Annotated in this window: 1 protein-coding gene; it reads right to left on the reverse strand. The window is 73.5% G+C overall.

Annotation, left to right across the window (positions count from 1 at the left end; translation table 11 throughout):
• Positions 1–73 precede the first annotated feature (73 nt).
• On the reverse strand, positions 74–23,656 hold the full coding sequence (locus tag DFR69_RS34745) for a non-ribosomal peptide synthetase (protein WP_110035785.1): 23,583 nt from the start codon (positions 23,654–23,656) through the stop codon (positions 74–76).
• Positions 23,657–24,125 lie beyond the last annotated feature (469 nt).

Here is a 24,125-nt window from a genome sequence, read left to right on the forward strand (position 1 = left end):
GAAAACAGGTGCGGGCGACGTGCGCGGATGCCTCGGTGTCAGGCAGCAGGCACGACGGCCTGGCTCAGCGATTCTAGGCGCCCATCGCCCCCGCCCGCGCATCGGCCCTCGCGGTCCGGTCCGCGCCGTTCACCGGTTCGTCCTGGTCGCGCTGGGCGAGAGCGGATTCGGCGCCGTCGAGGACCGCCGCGATCCGCGCGAGCGCCCGCTCCCCGGCCATCGCCCAGTGGGTGGCGTCGATGCCGTGCCGGTGCACCGTGCCGGTGACGGCGTGCGTCCAGGTGGCCGCGCCGCGCGCGCCGGTGGGATCGTCGACGGTCGCCGCGAAGTAGACGAGGTCACCGTCGAAGCGGCGCGGCCGGTATTCGTCGACCATCGCCATGGACGCCGTGGCCGCGTCGATGACGCGGGTGAGCCGGGCACGGTCGAGCCCGGCCAGCGGGCCGCCGAGGTCGGTCGCGACGAGCTCGTCCCAGCCGATGTCGAGGTCGTCGCCGGCCAGGCCGCCGAGCAGGTCACCGATGGTCGGCGCGGGGGTCTGGGCCGGTTCGGCGCCGAGCCAGCTGTCCATCATGGCCAAGCTCGCGACCTGCTCGCCGTCGGCTTGGAGCCCGGTGGCGACGGCGTGTGCGAGCAGCCCGCCCAGCGACCAGCCGAGCAGGTGGTACGGCCCTTCGGGCTGCACCGTGCGGATGGCCTCGATGTAGCGGCGCGCCCAGTCCTCGATCGTCTCCGGCAGCGGTTCGGCGGCGGTGAGGGCCGGGGACTGCAGGCCGTAGACGGGCCGTTCGGGGTCGAGATGACGGGTCAGCCCGGCGAAGGACCAGGACACGCCACCGACGGGGTGGATGCAGAACAGCGGGGCGCCGCGGCCGCCCGCGCGCAGCGGCAGCAGGACCGCGAACGCGTCGTCGGCCGTCTCGTCGGCGGCGCGCAGGCGTTCCACGACGACGCCGGGGGTCGGGTCGGTGAAGAACCACGCCACCGGCACCGCGACGCCGAGCGCGTCGCTCAGCCGCGCGGACAGCTGGACCGCGGTCAGCGAGTTGCCGCCGAGGTCGAAGAAGTTGTCGTCCATGCCGATTCGGTCCAGGTCGAGGACCCGGGCGAATTCCGTCGCGACAAGGCGTTCGGTCTCGGTGATCGGGCCACGGTAGGCCGCCTGCCGCAGGTGCGGGAGCGGCAGGGCGGCGCGGTCGAGCTTGCCCGAGGTGTTGACGGGGAACTCGTCGAGGACGAGCACCGTGGCGGGTACCAGGTAGCCGGGCAGTTCGGCGGCCAGTGCGGCCCGCAGGCCGGCCGGATCAGCCTGCGCCCCTGGCGAATCCGCGCCGATCACGACGTAGCCGACCAGCCGGTCGGCGCCGACCCCGGACACCACCGCTGCCGCGGCCTGAGCCACTCCGGCCTGCCGCAGCAGCGCGGCCTCGACCTCGCCGAGTTCGACGCGCTGTCCGTTGAGTTTGACCTGGCGGTCGCCGCGCCCGACGTAGTCGAGTGCGGGGGAACCGTTCTCGCCGATCCGCAGCCGCACCAGGTCGCCGGTGCGGTACATCCTGGCGCCGGGTCCCGCGTACGGGTCGGGCACGAACCGCTCCGCGGTGAGCTCGGGTGCGCCGACATAGCCGTGCGCGAGTTGGCCGCCGCCGACGTACAGTTCGCCGACCACACCCGGCGGCACCCGCCGCAGCCGCGCGTCGAGGACGTACAGGGTGGTGCCCGCGACCGGGCCGCCGATCGGGACCGTCAGCTGATCGTCGTCGCCGACGACGTGGGTGCTGACCTGCACGGTGGTCTCGGTCGGACCGTAGAGATTGATCACGTCCGCACCGAGGATCGCCCGGGCGCGCTGCGCCGAGGCGGCGGGCAGGGCCTCGCCACCGGCGAACACCCTGCGCAGCGACGCCGGACGGCCTCGCGATCCCGAGTGCTCCGGCGCGTCGTCGGAGAGCCACTCCCCGCCTTGGGCGCCCGCGTCGACGGCGGGTTCGGCGAGGAACGCGGCCAGCAGCGTGGGCGCGAACTGCGCGGTGTCCACCCCGTGCCGCGCGATGAGCGCGGCCAGGTAAGCGGGGTCGCCGTGGCCGCCGGGGCGGGCGATGACCGTGCGGGCGCCGACGCGCGGCGGCAGGAGCAGTTCCCAGATCGACGCGTCGAAGGTGATCGGGGTCTTGTGCAGGACGGTGTCACCGGGCGCGAAGCCGAATTCCGTGGCCATCCAGTCGAGGTGGCCGACGATCGCGCGGTGCGGTACGCCGACGCCCTTCGGCAGGCCGGTGGAGCCGGAGGTGAAGATCACGTAGGCCGTGTGTTCCGGGCGCAGCGGTTGCGTCCGTTCGGCATCGGTGAGCGGGCCGCTCGGCAGTGCCGTGAGGTCGAGGGCGTCGAGTTCGACGACGTCCAGCCAGGGCAGTCCGCCGCTGCGGTCCGCGTCGAAGGCGGGCAGGTCGGCGGCGTCGCGGCTGGTGGTGAGCACGCAGATCGGCTGGGCGATCCGCAGGATCCGGGTGATCCGCTCGGCCGGATGGTCGGGATCGATCGGCACGTAGGCGCCGCCGGCCGCCAGTACCGCGTGCACCGCGACCAGCAGATCGGGTGAGCGCCGCGCGGCCACCGCCACCGCGGTGTCGGGGCCGACACCCTGCGCGACGAGGTGGCGGGCGAGCCGGTTGACCCTGGCGCCGAACTCCGCGTAGGTGAGATCGGCGTCGCCGTCGGTGAGGGCGACGGCGTCGGGCGTCGCGGCGACCTGACGGTCGAACGCGGTCGGCAACACCGCGCCGGACACCGGAACGACGGTGTCGCACCAGGTGTCGAGCATCGCCCGATCGGCCTCGGTGAGCAGGTCGACCTCGCCGATCGCCCCGTCCGGATCGGCGGTGACGGCGTCGAGCAGCCGCACGAAACTCGCGGCGATCCGGTCCGCGGTGGCGGCGTCGAAGAGGTCCGTGGCGTAGGTGAGGCTCAGGGCGCAGCCGCCCTCGGCCGTGTCGGTGAGGACCAGGTCCAGGTCGAACTTGGCGACCGCGGTCGCGGTGTCGAGGCCGGTGACGGTGAGGTCGGGTAGGGCCACCTCGGCCGGTGTCGCGTCCAGGTTCTGGAACGCGAGCATCACCTGGAACAGCGGGCTGTGGCCGGTGGAGCGCACCGGGTCGAGCACGTCGACGAGGCGCTCGAACGGCACGTCGGCGTTCTCGAAGGCGTCGAGGTCGACGCGCCGGGCCCGGCCGAGCAGATCGGTGAACGACGCGGCCGGGTCGACCGCGGTGCGCAGCACGAGGGTGTTGACGAACATGCCGACCAGGTCGTCGAGCGCCGCGTCGCCGCGACCGGCGACGGGGGTGCCGATCGCGATGTCGGCGCTGCCGCTGAGCCGGGCCAGCAGCGCGGCCAGGGCGGCGTGCGCGACCATGAACGGGCTGGCCTCCGCCCGCCGGGCGAGCTGCCCGGCGCGCTGCCAGATCTCCGGTGCCACCACGGCGTCCACGCTCGCGCCGCGATGCGACGCGAGCGCCGGACGCGGCCGATCGGTGGGGAGTTCGAGCAGTCCGGGCAGACCGTCGAGTTCGGCGCGCCAGAAGCGCACCTGCCGGGCGGCGAGCGAGGCGGGATCGCGCTCGTCGCCGAGCACCGCGCGCTGCCACAGCGTGTAGTCGGCGTACTGGACTTCCAGTGGCGCCCAGCCCGGTTCGATCCCGGCCCGGCGGGCCAGGTAGGCGGCGGTGGTGTCGCGCAGCAGCGGCCCGGCGGAGAAGCCGTCGGCGCTGATGTGGTGGATCACCACGACCAGCACCACCTCGTCGGGGGCGCACCGCAGCACGCGCACCCGTACGGGCGGGGCGGCGGTGACGTCGAAGCCGCGGCCGATCTCGGCGGCCACGACGGCGGGTACCGCGATCGGGTCGACGGTCTCGACCACCGGGGTGGGCACGAACTGCCACACTGCCTGGTGGCCGATGCCGTCGACGGCGGGGTACGCGGTGCGCAGCACCTCGTGGCGGTCGAGCACGTCGGTGACGGCCGCCGCCAGCGCGCCGGCGTCGACGTCGCCGCGCAGGCGCACCGCGATGGGGATGTTGTAGGCCGCCGAGTCGGGATCGAGGCGGTTGAGCAGCCACATCCGCTGCTGGGCCGCCGACAGCGGAACCCGGTGCGGGCGTGGGCCGGCCGTCAGCGCGAGGCCCGCCCCCGAGCCGGCGCGGTGGGCCAGCACGGCGGCCAGGTCGGCGACGGTGCTCGCCTCGAACAGGGTCCGCACCGGCACCCTGGTCGACAGGGCGGTGCCGAGGCGGGCCGCCACCCTGGTGGCGACGAGGGAGTTGCCGCCGAGGTCGAAGAAGTCGTCGTCGAGGCCGACGTGCGCACGCCCGAGGACGGCGCCGAAGACCTCGGCGACGGCCCGCTGCGCGGCGGTGACCGGCGCGCGGAACGGTCTGGCGACGAATTCCGGTGTGGGCAGGGCTTTCCGGTCGAGTTTGCCGGAGGTGTTGAGCGGGAAGGCGTCGAGCACCACGATCACCGACGGCACCATGTACGACGGCAGCACCGCCGCCACCCCCGCCCGCAGCCGCGCCGGGTCGAGCTCGGCGTCGGGCGTCGGCACGGCGTAGCCGACGAGGCGGTCGCCCGTCGGGCTCGCCGACACCACCGCCGCGGCCTGGCTCACCCCGGGCAGCGACCGCAGGGCGGTCTCGATCTCGCCGAGTTCGATGCGCTGCCCGCGGAACTTCACCTGGAAGTCGATGCGGTCCAGGTAGATCAGCACGCCGTCGCGGGTCCAGCGCACCAGATCGCCGGTGCGGTACATGCGCGCGCCGGATGCGGGGCCGCCGCCGGGCACAGCGGGGAACGGGTCGGCGACGAAGCGGTCGGCGGACAGATCCGGGCGACCGAGGTAGCCGCGCGCCAGCTGCTCGCCCGCGAGGTACAGCTCGCCGGCGACACCCGGCGCGACCGGACGCAGCCGTTCGTCGAGGACGTACACGCGGGTGTTCCACCCGGGCACCCCGATCGGGACGGTCGGCCCGGTCGCCGCGTCGGCGGGCCAGGCGGTGACCGAGACGGCCGCCTCGGTCGGGCCGTACAGGTTGTGCACGGCCGCCGCGGTTTTCGCCCGCAGCGCGGTTACCGTGTCCGGGGTGAGCGCTTCACCGATGGCCAGGACCAGCCGCAGGCTCGCCAGGTGCTCGGCGGTGGCGTGGGCGGCGAGCAGCGACAGCATCGACGGGACGGAATCGACGACGGTGACCCGCCGCGCCGCGACGAGCTCCGCGAGATACAGCGGGTCGCGGTGTCCGTCCGGGGAGGCCAGCACCAGGGTCGCGCCCGCGCCGAGCGGGGCGAAGTAGCCCCAGACCGACAGGTCGAAGGTGGCGGCGGACTTCTGCAGATACACGTCACCGCTGTCGAGTTCGTACCGCTCGAGCAGCCAGGCGAGCTGATTGCGGATGCCCGCGTGACTCATGGCCACGCCCTTGGGCCTGCCGGTCGAGCCGGAGGTGAACAGGACGTAGGCGAGGTTCGAATCCCGCAGGGGTGCACGGAGTTCGGTGTCGGCGACCGGGTGGTCCGGCAGCCCGGCGAGATCGATGTCATCGAGGACCACGACACGTGAGCCGCCGGTCGCGAGCTCCGCGGCCGGACTGTCGAACTCGTCTCGTGCGGTGGTCAGCACCAGCTGTGGGCGCGCGGTGTCGAGGACCTGGGCGATGCGGTCGGCCGGATGATCGGGGTCGATCGGCACATAGGCGCCGCCCGCGGTGACCACCGCGTACATCGCGACGACCAGGTCGACGGAACGTCGGATCGCCAGTGCGACAAGCGCGTCGGGGCCGACGCCCGTAGCCGTGAGGTACCGGGCGAGGCGGTTGACGCGAGCGTCCAGCTCGCCGTAGGTGATCGTGATGTCCTCGGACACCAGCGCGGTCGCCTCCGGATTGGCGCGCGCCCGTGCCCGGAAGGGCGTGAGCAGCGTCGCCGCGCGGTCGACCTCGTGCGCGGTGGCGTTCCACGCGGTGAGGATGCGGGTGCGCTCGGCCGGTTCCAGCACGTCGAGCGCGTCGAGCTCGGTGTCCGGCGCCGCGGCCACCGCGCTGAGCAGGCGCTGCAGGCGGCCCGCGATCGAGGCCGCGGTCTCGGTGTCGAACACGTCGTCGGCGTAGGTCAGGACGCCGGTGATGCCGGCGGCCGCACCGTCGGCGGTGTGCTCGTCGCTGACGATGAGGTGCAGGTCGAACTGGGACAGCGCGCTGTCGGTGTCGACCGCGGACACGGTGATCCCGGGCAGGGCCAGCTCGGCGCGCTCGAAGTTCTGGAACGAGAACCCGACCTGGAACAGCGGATGCCTGGCGGTGGAGCGCGCCGGATCGAGCACCTCGACGAGGCGTTCGAACGGCACGTCGGCGTTGGCGAACACCGCGAGGTCGGTGCCGCGCTGCCGGGACAGCAGCTCGCCGAACGTCTCCCCCGCCCGCAGGCGGGTGCGGAACACCAGCGTGTTGACGAACATGCCGATCAGGTCTTCCAGCGCGGCCTCGCCGCGTCCGGCGACCGGGGTGCCGACGGTGATGTCGCCGCTACCCGAGAGCCGGCCGAGCAGGGCCGCGAACGCGGTGTGCACGACCATGAACAGTGTGGCGCCCGCCGCCTTGGCGAGCTCGTTCAGGCGGGCGTGGGTCGCGGCGTCGACCGTGACCGGCACCGTGCCGCCGGCGAGGGTGCGCACCGCGGGCCGCGGCCGGTCCAGCGGCAGGGCGAGTTCGTCGGGGAGATCGGCGAGTTCACCGCGCCAGAACTCGAGCTGACGCGCGGCGACGGAGGTGGGGTCGGTCTCCTCGCCGAGGACCGCGCGCTGCCAGAGCGCGTAGTCGGCGTACTGCACGGGCAGCGGCGTCCACCGCGGCGCGCGGCCCTCGCTGCGGGCGAGATAGGCGGTCATCAGGTCGCGCACCAGCGGTGGGACGGAGGACCCGTCGGCGCTGATGTGGTGCACGACCACGGCCAGGACGGCGGTGTCGTCGCTGATCCGGTACAGCACGACCTGCCACGGCACGCCGGCGGTGACGTCGAACGTGGTGGCGGCCAGCGCGGTCACCGCGTCGACGACGTCGTCGGCGGCGATCGGCTGAACACGCAGGGCGACACCGGCTTCGGCGGCGGGCAGGATGTGCTGCACCGGCCCGTCGGCGGTCTCGGGGTAGTAGGTGCGCAGCACCTCGTGGCGCTCGACGAGATCGTCGACGGCCGCGGCCACCGCCGCGAGGTCGACCGCGCCGGTCAACCGCACCGCGATCGGCACGTTGTATCCGGCCGATTCCGGATCGAACCGGTTGAGGAACCACATGCGCTGCTGCGCGGGCGAGAGCGGGATCCGCGCAGGCCGCTCCCCGGCGACCAGCGCCCGTCGACCGGTCGCCGCGGTGGTCTCGAGCACCGCAGCCAACGCGGACACCGCGGGCGCCTCGAAGATCCGGGCCACCGGCACCTGCCGATCCAGCGCGGCACCGAGCCGCGCGGCAACCCTGGTCGCGAGGAGCGAATTGCCGCCGAGGTCGAAGAAGTCGTCGTCGGCGCCGACCCGCTCGAGGCCGAGCACCTCGGCGAACACCGCGGCCACGACCTGCTCCGAAGACGTTGCCGGCGCACGGAACTCGCGGGCGACCAGCTCCGGCGCTGGCAGTGCCCGCCGGTCCAGCTTGCCCGAGGAGTTGACCGGCAGCTCCGCCAGCACCACGAAGGCGCTGGGCACCATGTAGGCCGGAAGAATCCGCTGCAGGGCGGCCTTCACGCCGTCGAGGTCGATCGAGCGCCCGGTGCCGGTGGAGTTCTCCACGGGGACGCGGAGGCCGGCCACGTCGCCGGCGCCCACGCGGCCGTCTCGACCGGCGGAACCTCCCGCTTGGCCGGTGGTCCCATCGACGACGCCCGCGGTCGCCGCGTCGCTGCCCTGGTCTGCCACACGGCTCCGGTCTGCGTCCGCGTCGTCGTTCGCCGGGACGAGGTAGGCGGTGAGGTAGTCGCCGGTGCCGTCGTCGCGCACGGTGACCACGGCCCGGTCGACGGCCTCCAGCCCGGCGAGCGCGGCCTCGATCTCGCCGAGTTCGATGCGCAGGCCGCGCAGCTTCACCTGGAAGTCGGTGCGGCCCAGGTATTCCAGTTCCCCGCTCCGGGTGCGGACGACGAGGTCGCCGGTGCGGTACATGCGGGCCCCCGGCTCGCCGTACGGGTTGGCCACGAAGCGGTCGGCGGACAGGTCGGGGCGGTTCAGGTAGCCACGGGCCAGCTGGACGCCGGCCAGGTACAGCTCGCCCGGCACACCGATCGGCACCGGGCGCAGGCGCGCGTCGAGCACGTGCAGGGCGGTGTTGGCGACCGGCGCGCCGATCGGCACGGTGACGGTGTCGGCGTCGGTGACCTCGTGGAAGGTGACGTCGACAGCGGCCTCGGTCGGCCCGTACAGGTTGTGCACGGCCACGCCGGGGAGCAGGGCGCGCAGCCGCTGCGCGTCGGCGGCGGGCAGCGCCTCGCCGGAGGCGAACACCTGGCGCAGCGAGACACAGTGCGCGGCAGCCGGTTCGGCGAGGAAGGCGGCCAGCATCGACGGCACGAAGTGCGCGACGTCCACACCGGTGCGGGTGATCACCTCGGCCAGGTAGGCGGGATCGCGGTGCCCGTCGGGCCGGGCGATCACCAGCGTGGCACCGATCTGCAAGGGCCAGAACAGTTCCCAGACCGAGACGTCGAAGGTGATGGGGGTCTTCTGCAGCACGGTGGCCGTGGCGTCGAGCCGGTAGGTGTCCTGCATCCACCGCAGCCGGTTGACGATCGCGGTGTGGGTGACCGCGACGCCCTTCGGCATTCCCGTGGAGCCCGAGGTGAACAGCACGTACGCCAGGTCGGCGCCGCGCAGCGGCCGGAGCCGGTCGGCGTCGGTGACCGGCTCCGCCGAGTACCCGGCCAGGTCGATGCCCGCCGGATCCACCACGGGGACCGGGGCCGCGAAGTCCGCGCCCGCGAGCACGAGAACCGGTGCCGCCGTGGCGAGGACGTGCGCGGTGCGATCGGCCGGGTGGTCGGGGTCCAGCGGCAGGTAGGCGGCGCCCGCGGCCTGCGCCGCGTAGATCGCGACGAGCAGGTCGAGGCCGCGCGGCAGGCCGACACCGACGATCGCGCCGGGACCGACGCCCGCGCCGATCAGCCAGCGGGCGAGCCGGGCGACGCGTGCGGCGAACTCGCCGTAGCCGAGGCGTTCACCCTCGAACTCGAGCGCGACGGCGTCGGGTGTGCGACGCGCCTGCGCGGTGAACAGGGCGTCGAGTGTCGCCGCGGTGTCCAGGGGCGCCGCGGTGTCGTTCCAGGTCGCCAGCTGGGCGAGCTCGGCGGGAGCGAGCAGGTCGATCTCCCCGACGGGCGCGGTGTCGTCGGCGACGACCGCCGCCAGCACGCGCACGAAGCGGTCGCCGAAGGCGGTGACCGTGTCGGCGTCGAACAGGTCGGTGGCATAGCGCAGCCAGCCGCGCAGGCCGGGCTCGCCCGCCGCACCGGTCTCGGTGAGCGCCAGGGACAGGTCGAACTGTGTTGTCGCGGCGGGCAGGTCGTAGGCCTCGACCCGCAGCCCCGGCAGGTCGATCACGGTGTCGTCGCGGTGCTCGAACGCCAGCATCACCTGCACGAGGGGCGAATAGGCCGTGGAGCGCACCGGATTCAGCTCGTCGACGAGCCGCTCGAACGGCAGGTCGGCGTGGGCGAAGGCGCGCAGGTCGGCGGCGCGCACCGCGGCGAGCAGCTCGGCGAAGCCCGCGTCGCCGTCGACCGTGGTCCGCAGCACCAGCGTGTTGACGAACATGCCGACGAGGTCGTCGAGCGCGGCGTCGGCCCGGCCCGCCACCGGCGTGCCCACCACGATGTCGGAGCCTGCGCCGTGGCGCGACAGCAGCACCGCGAACGCCGCGTGCGCCACCATGAACGTGGACACGCCGTGCCGACGCGCCAGTTCCTCGATCCCGGCGACGACGCCGGGGGGCACCTCGAAGCCGACCGCCGCACCCGCGCCGCCGCGCACCGCGGGCCGCGGCCGGTCCGTGGCGAGCTCGAGCACCGGTGCGAGCCCGGCCAATTCGTCGCGCCAGTGCGACAGCTGCAGCCCCAGCCGCGACGACGGGTCTGCCGCGTCGCCGAGCACCGCGTGCTGCCACAGCGCGAAGTCGGGGTATTGCACCGGCAGCGGGTCCCACCCGGGCGCCGTCCCGGTGCTGCGGGCCGCGTACGCCGTGATCAGGTCCCGCGCCAACGGCACCGTCGAGACACCGTCGGCGGCGATGTGGTGCACCGCGAGCACCAGCACGTGTTCGGCTGCCCGCGCCTCGTCATGGTGGCCGCCCCCGCCGTCGGCGGTGCCGTGCGTTGTCGCCGCTCCGTTGCGCCAGCCTCGCCCGGCACCGTCGGCGACCGCGCCGGTGCGCGGGGTGCCCACGACCATCGCACCATCTCGCACGACGGTCTCGACCGCGGCACCGGTGCGCCTTGCTTGCGCGCCCGCGACGTCGTTCCGCACGCTGGCGCCGTGGTCGGCTCGCGCGACCGCCGACGGCCCGGGAGCACCGGCGCGGCTCGTGCGCAGCAGTGCGACCCGCACCGGTGGCTGCGTGGTCAGGTCGTAGCCCGCTCCGACGATCTCGCGGACCGTGTCCGCCAGGGCCGGATCGGCGACGTGGCGGACGGTGGCGTCGGGGAGCACCTTCTCGACCGGGAGGACGACCTGGGTCGGCCCTTCGCCGTCCTCGGGGAAGACGGTGCGCAGCGATTCGTGCCGGGCGAGCACGTCGCGCAGTGCCGCCCACAGCGCCTCGGTGTCCAGGTCGCCGGTCAGGCGCAACGCGATCGGCAGGGTGTAGACGGCCGAGCCGGGGTCGATGCGGTTCAGTAGCCAGAGCCGGGTCTGCGCCGGCGACAACGGGATCCGGTCCGGGCGCGGGTCGGCGGCCACCAAGGGCGGCAGCTGCTCAGCGCTGCCGACGGCGCGTTCGGCCAGGCCGGCGACGGTCGGCGCGTCGAACACATCGCGCACGTCCAGGGCGCTGCCCAGCGCGGCGTTGGCGCGGGCGACCAGGCGCATGGCGAGCAGGGAGTTGCCGCCGACGGCGAAGAAGTCGTCGTCGGCGCCGATGCGCGACTGCCCGAGCAGATCGGCGATCACACCGGCCAGCACGGTCTGCGGGCCGGGTCGCGGCGCCACGTAGGCGGTCGTGGTGGACAGATCGGCGGCGGGCAGGGCGGCCCGATCGAGCTTGCCCGCGGCGTTGAGCGGGACGGTGTCGAGCACCACCAGGTGCGCGGGGACCATGTAGGCGGGCACCCTGGCGGCGACGTGCGCGCGCACCACGGTGACGTCGACGGCGCCGGCGACATAGGCCACCAGGCACTGGCGGCCTGCGTCGTTGGTGGCCGGGACCACGGTCGCGTGGGTGACGCCGGGGGCGTCGCCGAGAGCGGCCTCGATCTCCCCCAGTTCGATCCGCAAGCCCCGGATCTTGACCTGGAAGTCGTTGCGGCCCAGGTACACCAGCGCGCCGTCGCGATCGCGGCGCACGAGGTCACCGGTGCGGTACATGCGCGTGCCCGCCGCGTCCTCGGGGGCGAACGGGTCGGCGACGAACCGATCCGCGGTCAGCTCCGGCCTGCCCAGGTAGCCGCGCGCGAGTTGGTCGCCCGCCAGATACAGCTCACCCGTGACCCCGGCGGGCACCGGATGCAGCCGCTCGTCGAGGACGTAGGCGCGCACGTTCCAGGTGGGCCTGCCGATCGGCAGCTCGGTCCGCTCGACCGGCGCGGTGATCCGCTGGAAGGTGCTGGTGATCGCCACCTCGGTCGGGCCGTAGGTGTTGTGCAGCTCGCCGGGCAGGGTCGCGAGCACGGTCGAGGCCAGCGCGGCGGGCAGTTCCTCGCCGCCCACGTGCAGCATCCGCAGCCCGCGCAGGTCCTCGGCGAGCCCCTCGGCGAGCATGGCGGCGAGCACCGACGGCACGATTTCGACCACGGTGACCCGCTGTTCGCGGATCACCGCGGCCTGATAGGCCAGGTCGAGGTGACCGCCGGGCCGCAGCAGGACCAGGGTGGCGCCGAGCAGCGCGGGGCAGAGCAGTTCCCAGAGCGAGACGTCGAAGGTCAGCGGCGCGCGCTGGAGCAGCCGATCCGCCGAGGTGAGCTCGTATTCGCCGCGTAGCCAGCACAATTCGTTGACCACCGCGCGGTGCGAGACCAGCACGCCCTTGGGCAGACCGGTGGACCCGGAGGTGAACAGCGCGTAGGCCGGGTGGTCCGGGTGCAGTGGTGCGAGCCGTTCGGCGTCGGTGACCGGACCGCCGTGGGCGGGCGGCCGGGCCGGGTCCTCGAGCTGCGCGACGGTCAGCACCGCGAAGCCGGAGCGGGAGGCCGCGGCGAAATGCACGGAGGCGGTGGCGGATCGGATGCCGCTGTCGACATGGTCGAGGTCGCCCGCATGCGCGGTGACGACCAGGCGCGGCGCGGCGGTGGCCAGGACATGCCCGATGCGGTCGGCGGGCTGGGCCGGATCGATCGGCACGTAGACGCCGCCCGCGGCGAGCACGCCGTGCAGGACGACCAGCAGCTCGATGCCGCGGGGCACCGCGACGGCCACAGCGGTCTCGGGTCCGACGCCGCATTCGATCAGCCTGCGGGCGAGGCGGTTGGCGCGCGCGGCCAGCGCGCCGTAGGTGATCTCGGTGCCGTCGGCCACGGCGGCGACGGCGTGCGGGTCACGCGCGGCGGCGGCGTCGAGCAGCAGCGCGGCCAGTGGCGCGCGCACGCCGAGTTCGGCGAGCGGCCGGTCGAGCGGGACGAGGTCGCCGTGCGGGCCTGCCAGCAGTGCGGCGCGCTCGGCGCCGTCGAGCAGGGGCAGATCGCCCACAGCGGTGCCCGGTGCGGTGACCGCGGCGCGCAGCACCCGTTCGAGCATCGCGACCAGGTCGGCGATGGTGCCCGCGTCGAAGAGGTCGGTGGCGTAGCGCAGTTCGAGGTCGAGGCCGGCGGCGGCGCCGTCGGTGGCGTAGTGGTCGACGAAGGTGAAGTCGAGGTCGACGGCGATCGGCGCGTCCGGCAGCTCGACTCCCGAGAGGGTCAGGCCGGGCAGTTCGAAGTCGCCGACGCGCTGGTTCTGCAGCGCCAACGACACCTGATACAGCGGCGAATAGCCCTGCGAGCGGGCCGGATTGATGGCGTCGACCAGGCTCTCGAACGGCACGTCGGCGTGCTCGAAGGCATCGAGGTCATTCGCCCGGATCTGGTCGAGCACGGCAGCGAAGGGCGCGTCGGTGGGGACCTGGGCACGCAGCACCAGCGTGTTGACGAACATGCCGACGATCTCGTCGAGTTCCCGATGTCCACGGCCCGCGACCGGCGTGCCGACCACGATGTCGGAACCCGCGGACAGGCGCGCGAGCAGGACCGCGAGGGCGGCGTGCAGCACCATGAACGGGGTCGCGCGCCGGGACCGGGCCAGCTGGTCGATCCCGCGGTGCAGCTCGGCGTCGAAACCGGCGGTGAAGGTGCCGCCGCGCTGGGAAGCGATCAGCGGCCTGCGGCGGTCGGCGGGCAGGGTGAGCACGTCGGGGAGACCGGCGAGCCGATCGGTCCAATAGGCGAGCTGGCGCGCCAGCGGCGCGTCGGGATCGTCCGCGCTGCCGAGTCCTTCGACCTGCCACAGCGCGTAGTCGGCGTAGTGCACGCGCAGCGCGGGCAGCCGCGGGGTGGCGCCGGCGGCCCTGGCGGCATAGGCGGTCACCAGGTCACGGGTCAGCGGGGCCATCGACCAGCCGTCGGCGGCGATGTGGTGCACGACGAGGACCAGCACGTGCTCGGTCGGGGTCACCCGCAGCAGGCGGGCGCGCACCGGCACCTCGGTGGTGATGTCGAAGCCACCGGTCAGCGCGGCGGCGACCGCGGCCGGTACCGCGTCGGCGGTGAGCTCGGTGACGGGCAGGTCGGGCACGAACGGCGCGCCGACGTGCTGGGTGGCCTGCCCGTCGAATTCGGGGTAGGTCGTCCGCAGCGTCTCGTGCCGGGCCACCAGGTCGCCCAGCGCGCCGCGCAGGGCCGCGCTGTCGAGGTCACCGCTGAGCCGGATCGCGACCGGGATGAGGTAGGCGGTCGACTCCGGGTCGAAGCGGTGCAGGAACCACATCCGCTGCTGGGCCGGAGAGAGCGGAATCCGTTGCGGGCGTTGGCCCGCCACCGGACCACGCCTGCTGCCGGTCCCGGACAGGGTGTCCAGCCGGGCCGCGAGAGCCTCGACCGTGCTCGCCTCGAACAGTTCACGCACGGGCACCCGCGCGTCCAGCGCGGTGCCGAGCCGGGCCGCGACCTGGGTGGCGACCAGTGAGTTGCCGCCGAGGGCGAAGAAATCGTCGGTGGCGCCCACTCGCTGCGCGCCGAGCACCCCGGCGAAGGCGTCCGCCACGATCCGCTCGGTGGTGGTCACCGGCTCGCGGTATTCGCGTTCGGGCAGGTCGGGCGCGGGCAGTGCCCGGACATCGAGCTTGCCCGAGGAGTTGACCGGCAGTTCGTCGAGGAAGACGTAGGCCCCGGGCACCATGTACGAGGGCAGGACAGCGGCCACTGCCGCGTCCAGTTCCGTGGCAGTCGGTGCCGGGCTCGCCGCCGCGCTGCTCGTGAGCTGAGCCCCCGCACCACCGGCAGGACCGACCAGCGAGTCCGCAGCACCGTGTCCGTCTGCGAGCGAGCCCGCGGCACCGGCCAGGCGCGTGGCGGCGGGGTCGTGCCGCGGATCCGCCGCACCTTCCGCGTCGGCGTGGAAGCGTGCGCCGGCCGGGACGACGTAGGCGACCAGCTGGTCGGGCCGGCCCGCGTCCGAGCGGACGAGGACGGCGGCGCGGCGCACGCCGGGGACCGCGGACAGCGCCGCCTCGATCTCGGCGGGTTCGATGCGCAGGCCGCGCAGTTTGACCTGGAAGTCGGTGCGGCCCAGGTAGTGCAGGGCGGGCCCCTCGGGACCGGTGCGCCAGGTGACGAGATCGCCGGTGCGATAGAGGCGTTCGCCGGTGCCGAAGGGGTCGGCGACGAAGCGTTCAGCGGTGAGGTCGCAGCGCGCGTGGTAGCCGTCGGCGAGCTGGGCGCCTGCCACATAGAGTTCGCCGGGAACGCCGGCCGGGACCGGACGCAATCGCGAATCCAGCACGTACACACGGGTATTGGCGACGGGAGAGCCGATCGGCACGGACGCGCTCGGCTCGGCGCCCACCTCGTGTGTGGTGACCTGGATGGCGGTCTCGGTCGGGCCGTACAGGTTGACGACCCGCGCCCCGGAGGCATCACGCACCCGCCGCGCCAGGTCGGCGGTGAGCGCTTCGCCGCCCGCGAAGACCAGGCGCAGCGAATCCCGCGGCGCCGGTTCCGCGACGACGGCCGCCAGGACGGACGGCACGTACTGCACGACGGTCGCGCGGTGCCGGGCGGTGGCCTCGGCCAGGTAGGCGGGGTCACGATGACCGTCGGCGGTGGCGAGCACCAGGCGCGCGCCGGCCTGCAACGGCCACAGCAGCTCCCACACCGAGGCGTCGAAGGTGAACGGGGTCTTCTGCAGGACGACATCGTCCGCCGTGAGCGTGTATTCCGTTTGCAGCCAGAGCAGTTGGTTCACCACAGCCCGGTGCGGCACCGCCACGCCCTTCGGCCTGCCGGTGGAGCCGGAGGTGAACAGGACGTAGGCGAGGTGGTCGGGACGCAGCGGGGTGAGCCGTTCGTCGTCGGCGATGGGGTGGTCGGGCAGGTCCGAGAGGTCGAGCGTGTCGAGCGCGAGGGCCGAATCACCCAGGGGCGCGGCCTGTTCGGTGGCCGTCAGGACACAGACCGGTGCCGTGGTCTCGAGGACGTACGTGATCCGGTCGGCCGGATGACCGGGGTCCACCGGGACGTACGCGGCGCCCGCCGCGAGCACCGCGTGCACGGCCACCAGCTGGTCGATTCCGCGAGGCAGCGCGATCGCGACCACCGCGCCCGGGCCCGCGCCGAGGCTGATCAGATGCCGCGCCAATCGCGCTACCCGCGCGGCGAACTCGGCGTAGGTCAGCGTGAGGTATTCCGCTGCGCCGGAGTCGGACTCACCACCTTCGGCACGTTCCTCGACGCCGTGCTGTCGCCCTCGGCCTGCACGCTCGACCGCGCCGCGCCTCCCGGGCGGGAGCTGGCCGTCCGCGCCTTCGCCACGGGGATCGGCCGCCGCGTCATGGGACTCCGCGGCGGAACCGAGCGACTCCATCGTCTGCGACACGGTCGCTGCTGCCGACCGACCCGGGGCGCCGAGCCCCGCACTCCCGGCCCGGCGCTCCGCCGGGTCGGCATCGACGACCACGGCGATAGCGTGCGGCGTCTCGGCCGCGCGGGCCGCCAACAGGGCGGGCAGCGTCGCGGTCCGATCGAAGGCCGCGCCGGTGTCGTTCCATGCGGTGAGGATCTCGGCGGACTCGCTCGCGTCGAGCAGGTCGATGTCGCCGACCGGGCGGGCCGGGTCGATCAGGACGGCGTCGAGGAGCCGGTGCAGGCGGGCCGCGAACCCGGCCACCGTGGCGGGGTCGAACAGGTCGGTGGCATAGACGAACGCACCGGAAATCCCGGCGGGGGCACCGGATTCGTCCCGATGCTCGGTGAGCGCGAGTTCCAGGTCGAACTTGGCGACACCGGTGGGGAGCTCGAATCCGCTCACCGCGAGGCCGGGCAGCGAGGCGGCGCGCGGGGTGTCCTCGTTGAGGGACAACATCACCTGGAACAACGGATTGCGGGCGGTCGAGCGCACCGGGTCGAGCACCTCGACGAGCCGCTCGAACGGCACCTCGGCGTGCCCGAAGGCGGCGAGGTCGGTCTCGCGCACGCGCGCGATCAGCTCGGCGAATGGCAGGCCCGGCGCGACGTCCGTGCGCAGCACGAGGGTGTTGACGAACATGCCGATGAGATCGTCGAGCGCCCGGTCACCACGCCCCGCCACCGGCGTGCCGATCGCGATGTCGGTGGTCGCCGACAGCCGCGCCAACAGCACCGCGAACAGAGCGTGGGCCGCCATGAACACGGTGACACCGTGCGCCCTGGCGAGCTCGGCCAGCGCGCGGTGCGTGCCGGCATCGATCGTGACCGGGTGGGTGTCGCCGCGACGCGAGGCCACGGCGGGCCGGATCCGGTCCGTGGGCAGTTCCAGCTGCTCCGGCACACCGGCGAGCGTCCGCGTCCAGAACGCCAGCTGCCGAGCCACTTCCGACTCCGGGTCGGCCGCGTCACCCAGGACCGCGTGCTGCCACAGCGCGTAGTCGGCGTACTGCACCGGCAGCGGCGCCCACCGCGGCGCCTCCTTCGCCGCCCGCGCGCCGTACGCGACGAGCACGTCCCGCACGAGCGGCCCGAACGAAAAGCCGTCCGCGGCAATGTGATGCAGCACGATAACCAGCACGTATTCGGCGTCGGCGGTCGGCACGACACCACCGACCACAGCCTTCGCCAGTCCGGAACCGACCGCCCCGTGCTCCGCGTCGGCAGTCGCGAGTCCCGCCGCATCCGTCGGTTCGCTGACCGGCGCGTCGGCCGCGCTGCCGGCGCCGACCGCCCCGCCGTCCGGGTCGGCAGTCGCCAGACCTGCCGCTGCTGTCGGCCCGGGGGCGACGCGCAGGAGGGTGGCGCGGATCGGGGCGTCGATCGTCAGGTCGAAGCCGGTGGTGGCAGCGTCGCGGACGGCATCGGGGAGTGCGTCCGGGGTGACGACGCGCGGGAGGACCTCCGGTAGCAGGCCGTCGGCGGCCATGATCTCGGCGATCGGGTGGCCGTCGCGCTCCGGGTAGCGGGTGCGCAGGACCTCGTGGCGGTGCAGGACGTCGACGAGGGCGGCGTGCAGCGCGTTCAGGTCGAGGTCGCCGGTGAGGCGCACGGCCAGGGGGATGTTGTCGGTGGCCGAACCGGGGTCGAATCGGTTGAGGAACCACATGCGCTGCTGCGCGGGCGAGAGCGGTAGCACCTCGGGCCGCGGCCCGGCGACGAGCGCGGGTCCGGAGCCGGTGCCGCGCAGGCGATCCACGGTGCCGGCGAGAGCTCGCACCGTCGATGTGTCGAAGAGCTGGCGGACCGGAACCCGCAGGTCGAGGTCGGCGCCGAGGCGCGCCGTCAGCCGGGTCGCGAGCAGCGAGGTGCCGCCGAGATCGAAGAAGTCGTCGTCGCGACCGACCCGCGCCACACCGAGGACCTCGGCGAACGCGGCGGCGACCACCTGCTCCGCGGGCGTCTCGGGCGCACGGTAGACCGCGGTCTCGAAGACGGGTGCGGGCAACGCGGACCGATCCAGCTTGCCGACGGGCGTCAACGGCACGGCGTCCAGCGCGACGATCGCGGCGGGCACCATGTGGGCGGGCAGATGGGCGGCGACGTGCGCCACGAGCGCGCCGGTGTCCACGGCGGCGCCCGCGGCCGGGACCACGTACGACACCAACACGGTCGCCCCGGCCTCGGTGCGGTGGCCGAGGGTGGCCGCGAAATCCACGGCGGCGTGCCGGGCGAGGACGGCGTCGATCTCACCGAGCTCGATCCGGAAGCCGCGCACCTTCACCTGGAAATCGTTGCGGCCCAAGTACTCCAGATCGTGGCCACTGTCGCGCCGCACCCAGCGCACGGTGTCGCCGGTGCGGTACATCCGCTCCCCCGGCGCGCCGTGCGGGTTGGCGACGAACCGTCCCGCCGTCAGCACGGGCCTGCGGTGATAGCCGTTCGCCAGCTGTGCGCCGGCGATGTACAGCTCACCGACCACGCCGACGGGCACCGGTCGCAGCCGCTCGTCGAGCACCAATTCGGTGGTCCCCTCCACCGGCGCGCCGAGGGTGATCGGCGTTGTCGCGGTGAGAGGTTCGCTGATGTTGGTGACGATGGTCGTCTCGGTCGGGCCGTATCCGTTGCGGAAGACGAGGCCCGGGATCGCGGCGGTCCACCGCGCGACCAGCTCCGCCGGGCACGCCTCACCACCGACGACCACCACGCGCAGCGCGTCGAGCCCGGTCGGGTCGACCGTCGCGAGCGCGGACGGTGTGATGATCACATGGGTCACCCGCTCGGCACGCAACAGGTCACCCAGCTCCGCCCCACCGAACACACCGGGCGGCGCGACCACCATGGTCGCGCCGGCGCTGACGGTGAGCAGCAGCTCCGCGACCGAGATGTCGAACGACGGCGAGGCCACATGCAGCACGCGCGCGTCCGCCGCCGCCAGGTACCGCCCGGCCTGCACGGACACATAGGTGCTCACCGCGCCGTGCGGGATCACCACACCCTTGGGCAGACCGGTGGTGCCGGAGGTGTAGATGACATAGGCGGGATCGCGCGGATCCAGGGCGCGGCTGTACATCCCGGGGTGAACCGAGTCGCCGCGCCGGGCATCGACGGCCGCGTCACCCACGGCGGGGTCGTCCGCTACGCCGTGGGTGGCGTGATCGTCGGCGGCGAGGGTGAGCCAGTCGACCGTGCCCGGCAGGCCGTCTAGCAGCTCGGTGACCGTGATGCCCGCTGCCGCACCGGAATCCGACAGCATGTGGGCGATCCGGTCGGCGGGGTAGTTCGGGTCGACGGGTAGGAAGGCGGCGCCGGACTTCACCACGGCCCAGACAGCGCTCACCGAGGCGGCCGAACGGGGAATGCTCACCGCGACGATGTCGCCGGGGCCGATGCCGCGCGCGCTCAACCGGGCCGCGAGCCGGGTCGCGGTGGCGTCGAGTTCGCCGTAGGTCAGGGTGCGGTCGCCGTCGCGGAGGGCGATCGCGGCGGGGTCTGTGGCGGCGCGCGTCAGCAGCTCGGGGAGAAGCGGTGCGGGCGTGACGGTTCCGCCGTGCCGGGTGGTGAGGGCGGCGAGTTCACCGTCGAGCAGCAGCGGCAGGTCGGCGACCGCCGTGGTCGGCGCGGCGGCGATCCCGGCGAGCAGGCCGGTGAAGCGGCGCACCATGGCGGCGACCGTCGGCTCGTCGAACAGATCTGTGGCATAGGAGAACTCGCCGGACAGACCGGTGGCGGTGTCGCGCAGGGTCACCGAGAGGTCGAACTTCTCGATGTCGTAGGGCAGGTCGACGGCGGCGGCGCGCAGGCCGGGCAGCTCGAAGGTGGCGGGCGGCAGGTTCAGCAGCGACAGCGCCACCTGGAACAGCGGATGCCGCCCGGCCGAGCGCGCGGGGGCGAGCACCTCGACGAGCCGCTCGAACGGCAGGGTGGTGTGCGCGAACGCCGCGACATCGTCGGCGCGGACGCGGCCGAGCAGCTCGGCGAAGGATTCCGCGCCGTCCACCCGGGTCCGCAGAACCGCCGTGTTGACGAACATGCCGATCACGTCGTCGAGTTCGGCGGCGCCACGACCGGCGACCGGCGTGCCGATCGCGACATCGGCGCTGCCCGACAGGCGCGCGAGGAGCACCGACAGCGTCGCGTGCAGGACCATGAACAAGGTCGCGCCCTGCTCGGCGGCAAGGGAATTCAGCGCGGCGACCAGGTCGGCGTCGAGCTCGAACTCGATCCGCCTGCCCCGCATCGACGCCACAGCGGGCCTGGACCGGTCGGTCGGCAGGCTCGTCTCGTCCGGCAGGTCCGCGAGTGTCTCTCGCCAGTAGGCGATGTCGCGGCCCGCGCGCGAGTCGGGGTCGTCCTCCGCGCCGAGCAGCGCGCGCTGCCACAGCGCGTAGTCGGCGTACTGCACCGGCAGCGGCGCCCACGCAGGGGCGACGCCACCCGTCCGGGCCTGATAGGCCGCCATGGTGTCGCGCACCAGTGGCCCGGCCGACCAGCCGTCGGCGGCGATGTGATGCACCACCAGCACGAGCACCTGGTCACCGTCGACCTCGAACAGCCGCACCCGCAGCGGCGGCGCGACCGTCACATCGAATCCGCGCTCGACCACGGCCGCCAGCTCCGCCGGAAGATCCTCGGCGGCAACGCGAATCGGGGTGAGCAAACCGAGGTCCGCCGTCGCACTCCCGAGGACGGACGCGGCCTCGATGCCGATCGCCACCCCCGCGTCGGGCCAGCCGGTCTCCACCGGGCCCTCGAGGCCGACCGCGACGCCCGATCCCGGCCACCCGCCGAGACCGTCGTCCCCGGACACGCCGGCGTGCTCGGCTCTCCGGTACGACGTACCCCGCTCGGCGGCGGAATCAGCACCGGCCTCGGTACGTGCGCCGATCGAGTCGTCCTGCGCCGTCGCTCCGGTCGACGTCGCGGTGCCGTTCGCGGCGCGGCGGCGGCCACCGTGGTCCACGACTTCCGGAGCTCCCACCGAGCGCGCCTCGGCGGCGAGCGCGGCCAAGGCCTCCTCCGGCGTGAGGACGTGCTGCGTGCCCACCCCGTCGATCTCGGGATACACCGTGCGCAGGACTTCGTGCCGGGCGAGCAAATCGCCCACCGCCGCGCGCAACGCCGCCAGGTCCAGCGCGCCGGACAGGCGCACCGCGATCGGGATGTTGTAGGCGCCGGAGTCCGGATCGAAGCGGTTCAGGAACCACATCCGCTGCTGCGCGGGCGAGAGCGGCAGCACCTCGGGACGGGGTCCGGCCACCAGCGCCGGGCGGTCGTCCACCTGCCCGTCGTCGATCAGCTGGGCCAGCACGGCGACGGTCGGGCTGTCGAAGAAGTCCCGGACATCCACGCGCACACCGAAACCCGCCTGCAACCGGGCGATGGCGCGCGTCGCGATGAGCGAGTTGCCGCCGAGGCGGAAGAAGTCGTCGTCCGCGCCGACGGCCTCGACGCCGAGCAACTCGGCGAACAGCTCGGCCACCGCGCGTTCGGTCGCGGTCTCCGGCGCACGGAACTCGGCCGCCGCCGCCCGGAAGTCCGGCTCCGGCAGGGCCTTGCGGTCGAGCTTGCCGCTGGCATTGATCGGCATGGCGGGCAGCTGGACGAACAGCGACGGCACCATGTACTCCGGCATCGACGCCTTCGCGTGCGCGGCCAGCTCTGCCTCGTCGAGCTCCGCCCCGTCGACACTGACCACATAGCCGACCAGCGCCTCCCCCGCCGCGTGCCGGTGCAGGATCACCGCGGCATTGCCGACGCGCGGATGCGCGGCCACCACCGCCTCGATCTCCCCGAGCTCGATCCGCAGGCCGCGCAGCTTCACCTGGAAGTCGGTGCGCCCCAGGTACTCCAGCTCACCACCCAGCTCACGCACGAGGTCACCGGTGCGGTACATCCGTTCGCCGGGCGCACCGAACGGGTTGGCCACGAACCGGTCGGCGGTCAGCCCCGGCCGCGCGACATAGCCGCGCGCCAGCTGCACACCCGACAGATACAGCTCGCCGACCACCCCGGCGGGCACCCGGTCGAGGTTCTCGTCGAGCACCAGCAGACCGGTGTCGTCGGCCGGACCGCCGATCGGCACCGACACCTCGTCGGCGGCGGTCACCTCGTGTGCGGTGACGTCGACCGCCGCCTCGGTCGGTCCGTACAGATTGTGCAGCGCGGCCCCCGACAGCGCGCGCAGGCGGGCGGCGGTGGCGGCGGGCAACGCCTCACCGGAGGCGAAGACCAGCCGCATCGACGACAGATCCACCGGCGACTCGGCGAGCTCACCCACGAACGCCGCCAGCATCGACGGCACGAAGTGCGTCACGCTCACCCGGCGCTCGGCGATCAGCGCGGCCAGATAGGCCGGGTCACCGTGGCGGCCGGGCTCGGCCACCACCAGTTCGGCGCCGATCTGCAAGGGCCAGAACAGCTCCCACACCGACACGTCGAAGGTGTACGGCGTCTTCTGCAGCACCACGTCGGCCGCCGACAGCGGGTACCGGCGCTGGCGCCAGTCCAGATTCGCCACGATGGCGCCGTGGGTGACGGCGACGCCCTTGGGCCGGCCCGTGGACCCCGACGTGAAGATGACGTAGGCGGTGTTGCCCGCGACGGCGCCGCCGTCGACCACTTCGGGCGCCGCGGACCAGTCGACGTCGTCGGTGCGCAGGACCGCGCACCCGGTGAGCTCCGGCTCGTCGCAGGCGCGCGTCACCACCACGACCGGCCGCGCCACCTCGAGCACGTAGCGCAGCCGCTCCGCCGGGTGATCCGGATCCAGCGGCACGTACGCGCCGCCCGCGCGCACGATCGCGTGCACGGCGACGATCAGCTCGACACCGCGCCGCATCGCCAGCCCGACCAGCGCCTCCGGACCGACGCCGAGGTCCACCAGCCGGGCGGCCAATGCCCGCACCCTGGTATCGAATTCGGCATAGGTCAGCGTGGTGTCGCCGAAGCGCACCGCGACGGCGTCCGGGGTGCGGTCCACCTGCTCGGTGAATCGGTCGACCAGCGTCGGCGCGGTCGGCACCGTCAGACCCAGGACCGCCATCGCCTCGTCGGCGAGCGCGACCAGCAGGGCGCCGAAGGTCCCGTCGGCCGCGTCGACCACACCGGGGAACAGTTCGGCCAGCACCACCTGCACGAGGGTCTCGGGGTCCAGCGCGCCACCGGTCAGCTCGGCCATGGTCGTGAGCTGCGCGTCCAGGTCGGCGAACGACACCGACGTCGCACCGAACTCCACCGCGATCCGCGTCGGCTCCAGCACAGCGACCGCCGCCACCAGCGCCGCCAACTGCTCTGTTCCCGCGCGCGCCGGAGTGGTGTTGGTCATCTGGACTGCCTTCCATCTACCGACCGCAGGGGGAGGCCGCGCGGCCGCGAAACAACTCTCGAACTCCCCGGGCCCACCGGGGTAACAGAATCGGCGCGGGCGGCCAACCTCGGGCACCCTGCCCGAAATCCGCCCTCTCACACCGGTATCCCGTGCGATCGGCTCTGACACGATCAGCACGCTCCGGCTCGCCGCCGTGGGGATACATTCCCGACAGCTATGACTCGGCTATCTCTCCGACCTCCATCGTCGACCACACCACCCGGCACCCATGCCCGCAGACGACTGAAGCGTATTCGGTTCAGTAATAAACCGGACCAGATTCCACTAAAATCTTGGAGGGAGGGAAATTCGGCGGCTTCGCGCGGGGACCAGCAAACCGTCCGCATCCGGCTCGGCGTAAGCCGAGAGTCCGAGGTGTCGCGGCGGCCGTCCACCCGGCGGCGCACTGTGTCCGGCAACACTATGT

The sequence above is a fragment of the Nocardia neocaledoniensis genome, assembly GCF_003182135.1.
In the GTDB taxonomy this organism is placed as follows: domain Bacteria; phylum Actinomycetota; class Actinomycetes; order Mycobacteriales; family Mycobacteriaceae; genus Nocardia; species Nocardia neocaledoniensis.

What these genes read in the sequence shown, in the direction of transcription:
- DFR69_RS34745 (WP_110035785.1), bottom strand. Translation starts at nt 23,656, where the DNA reads ATGACCAACACCACTCCGGCGCGCGCGGGAACAGAGCAGTTGGCGGCG.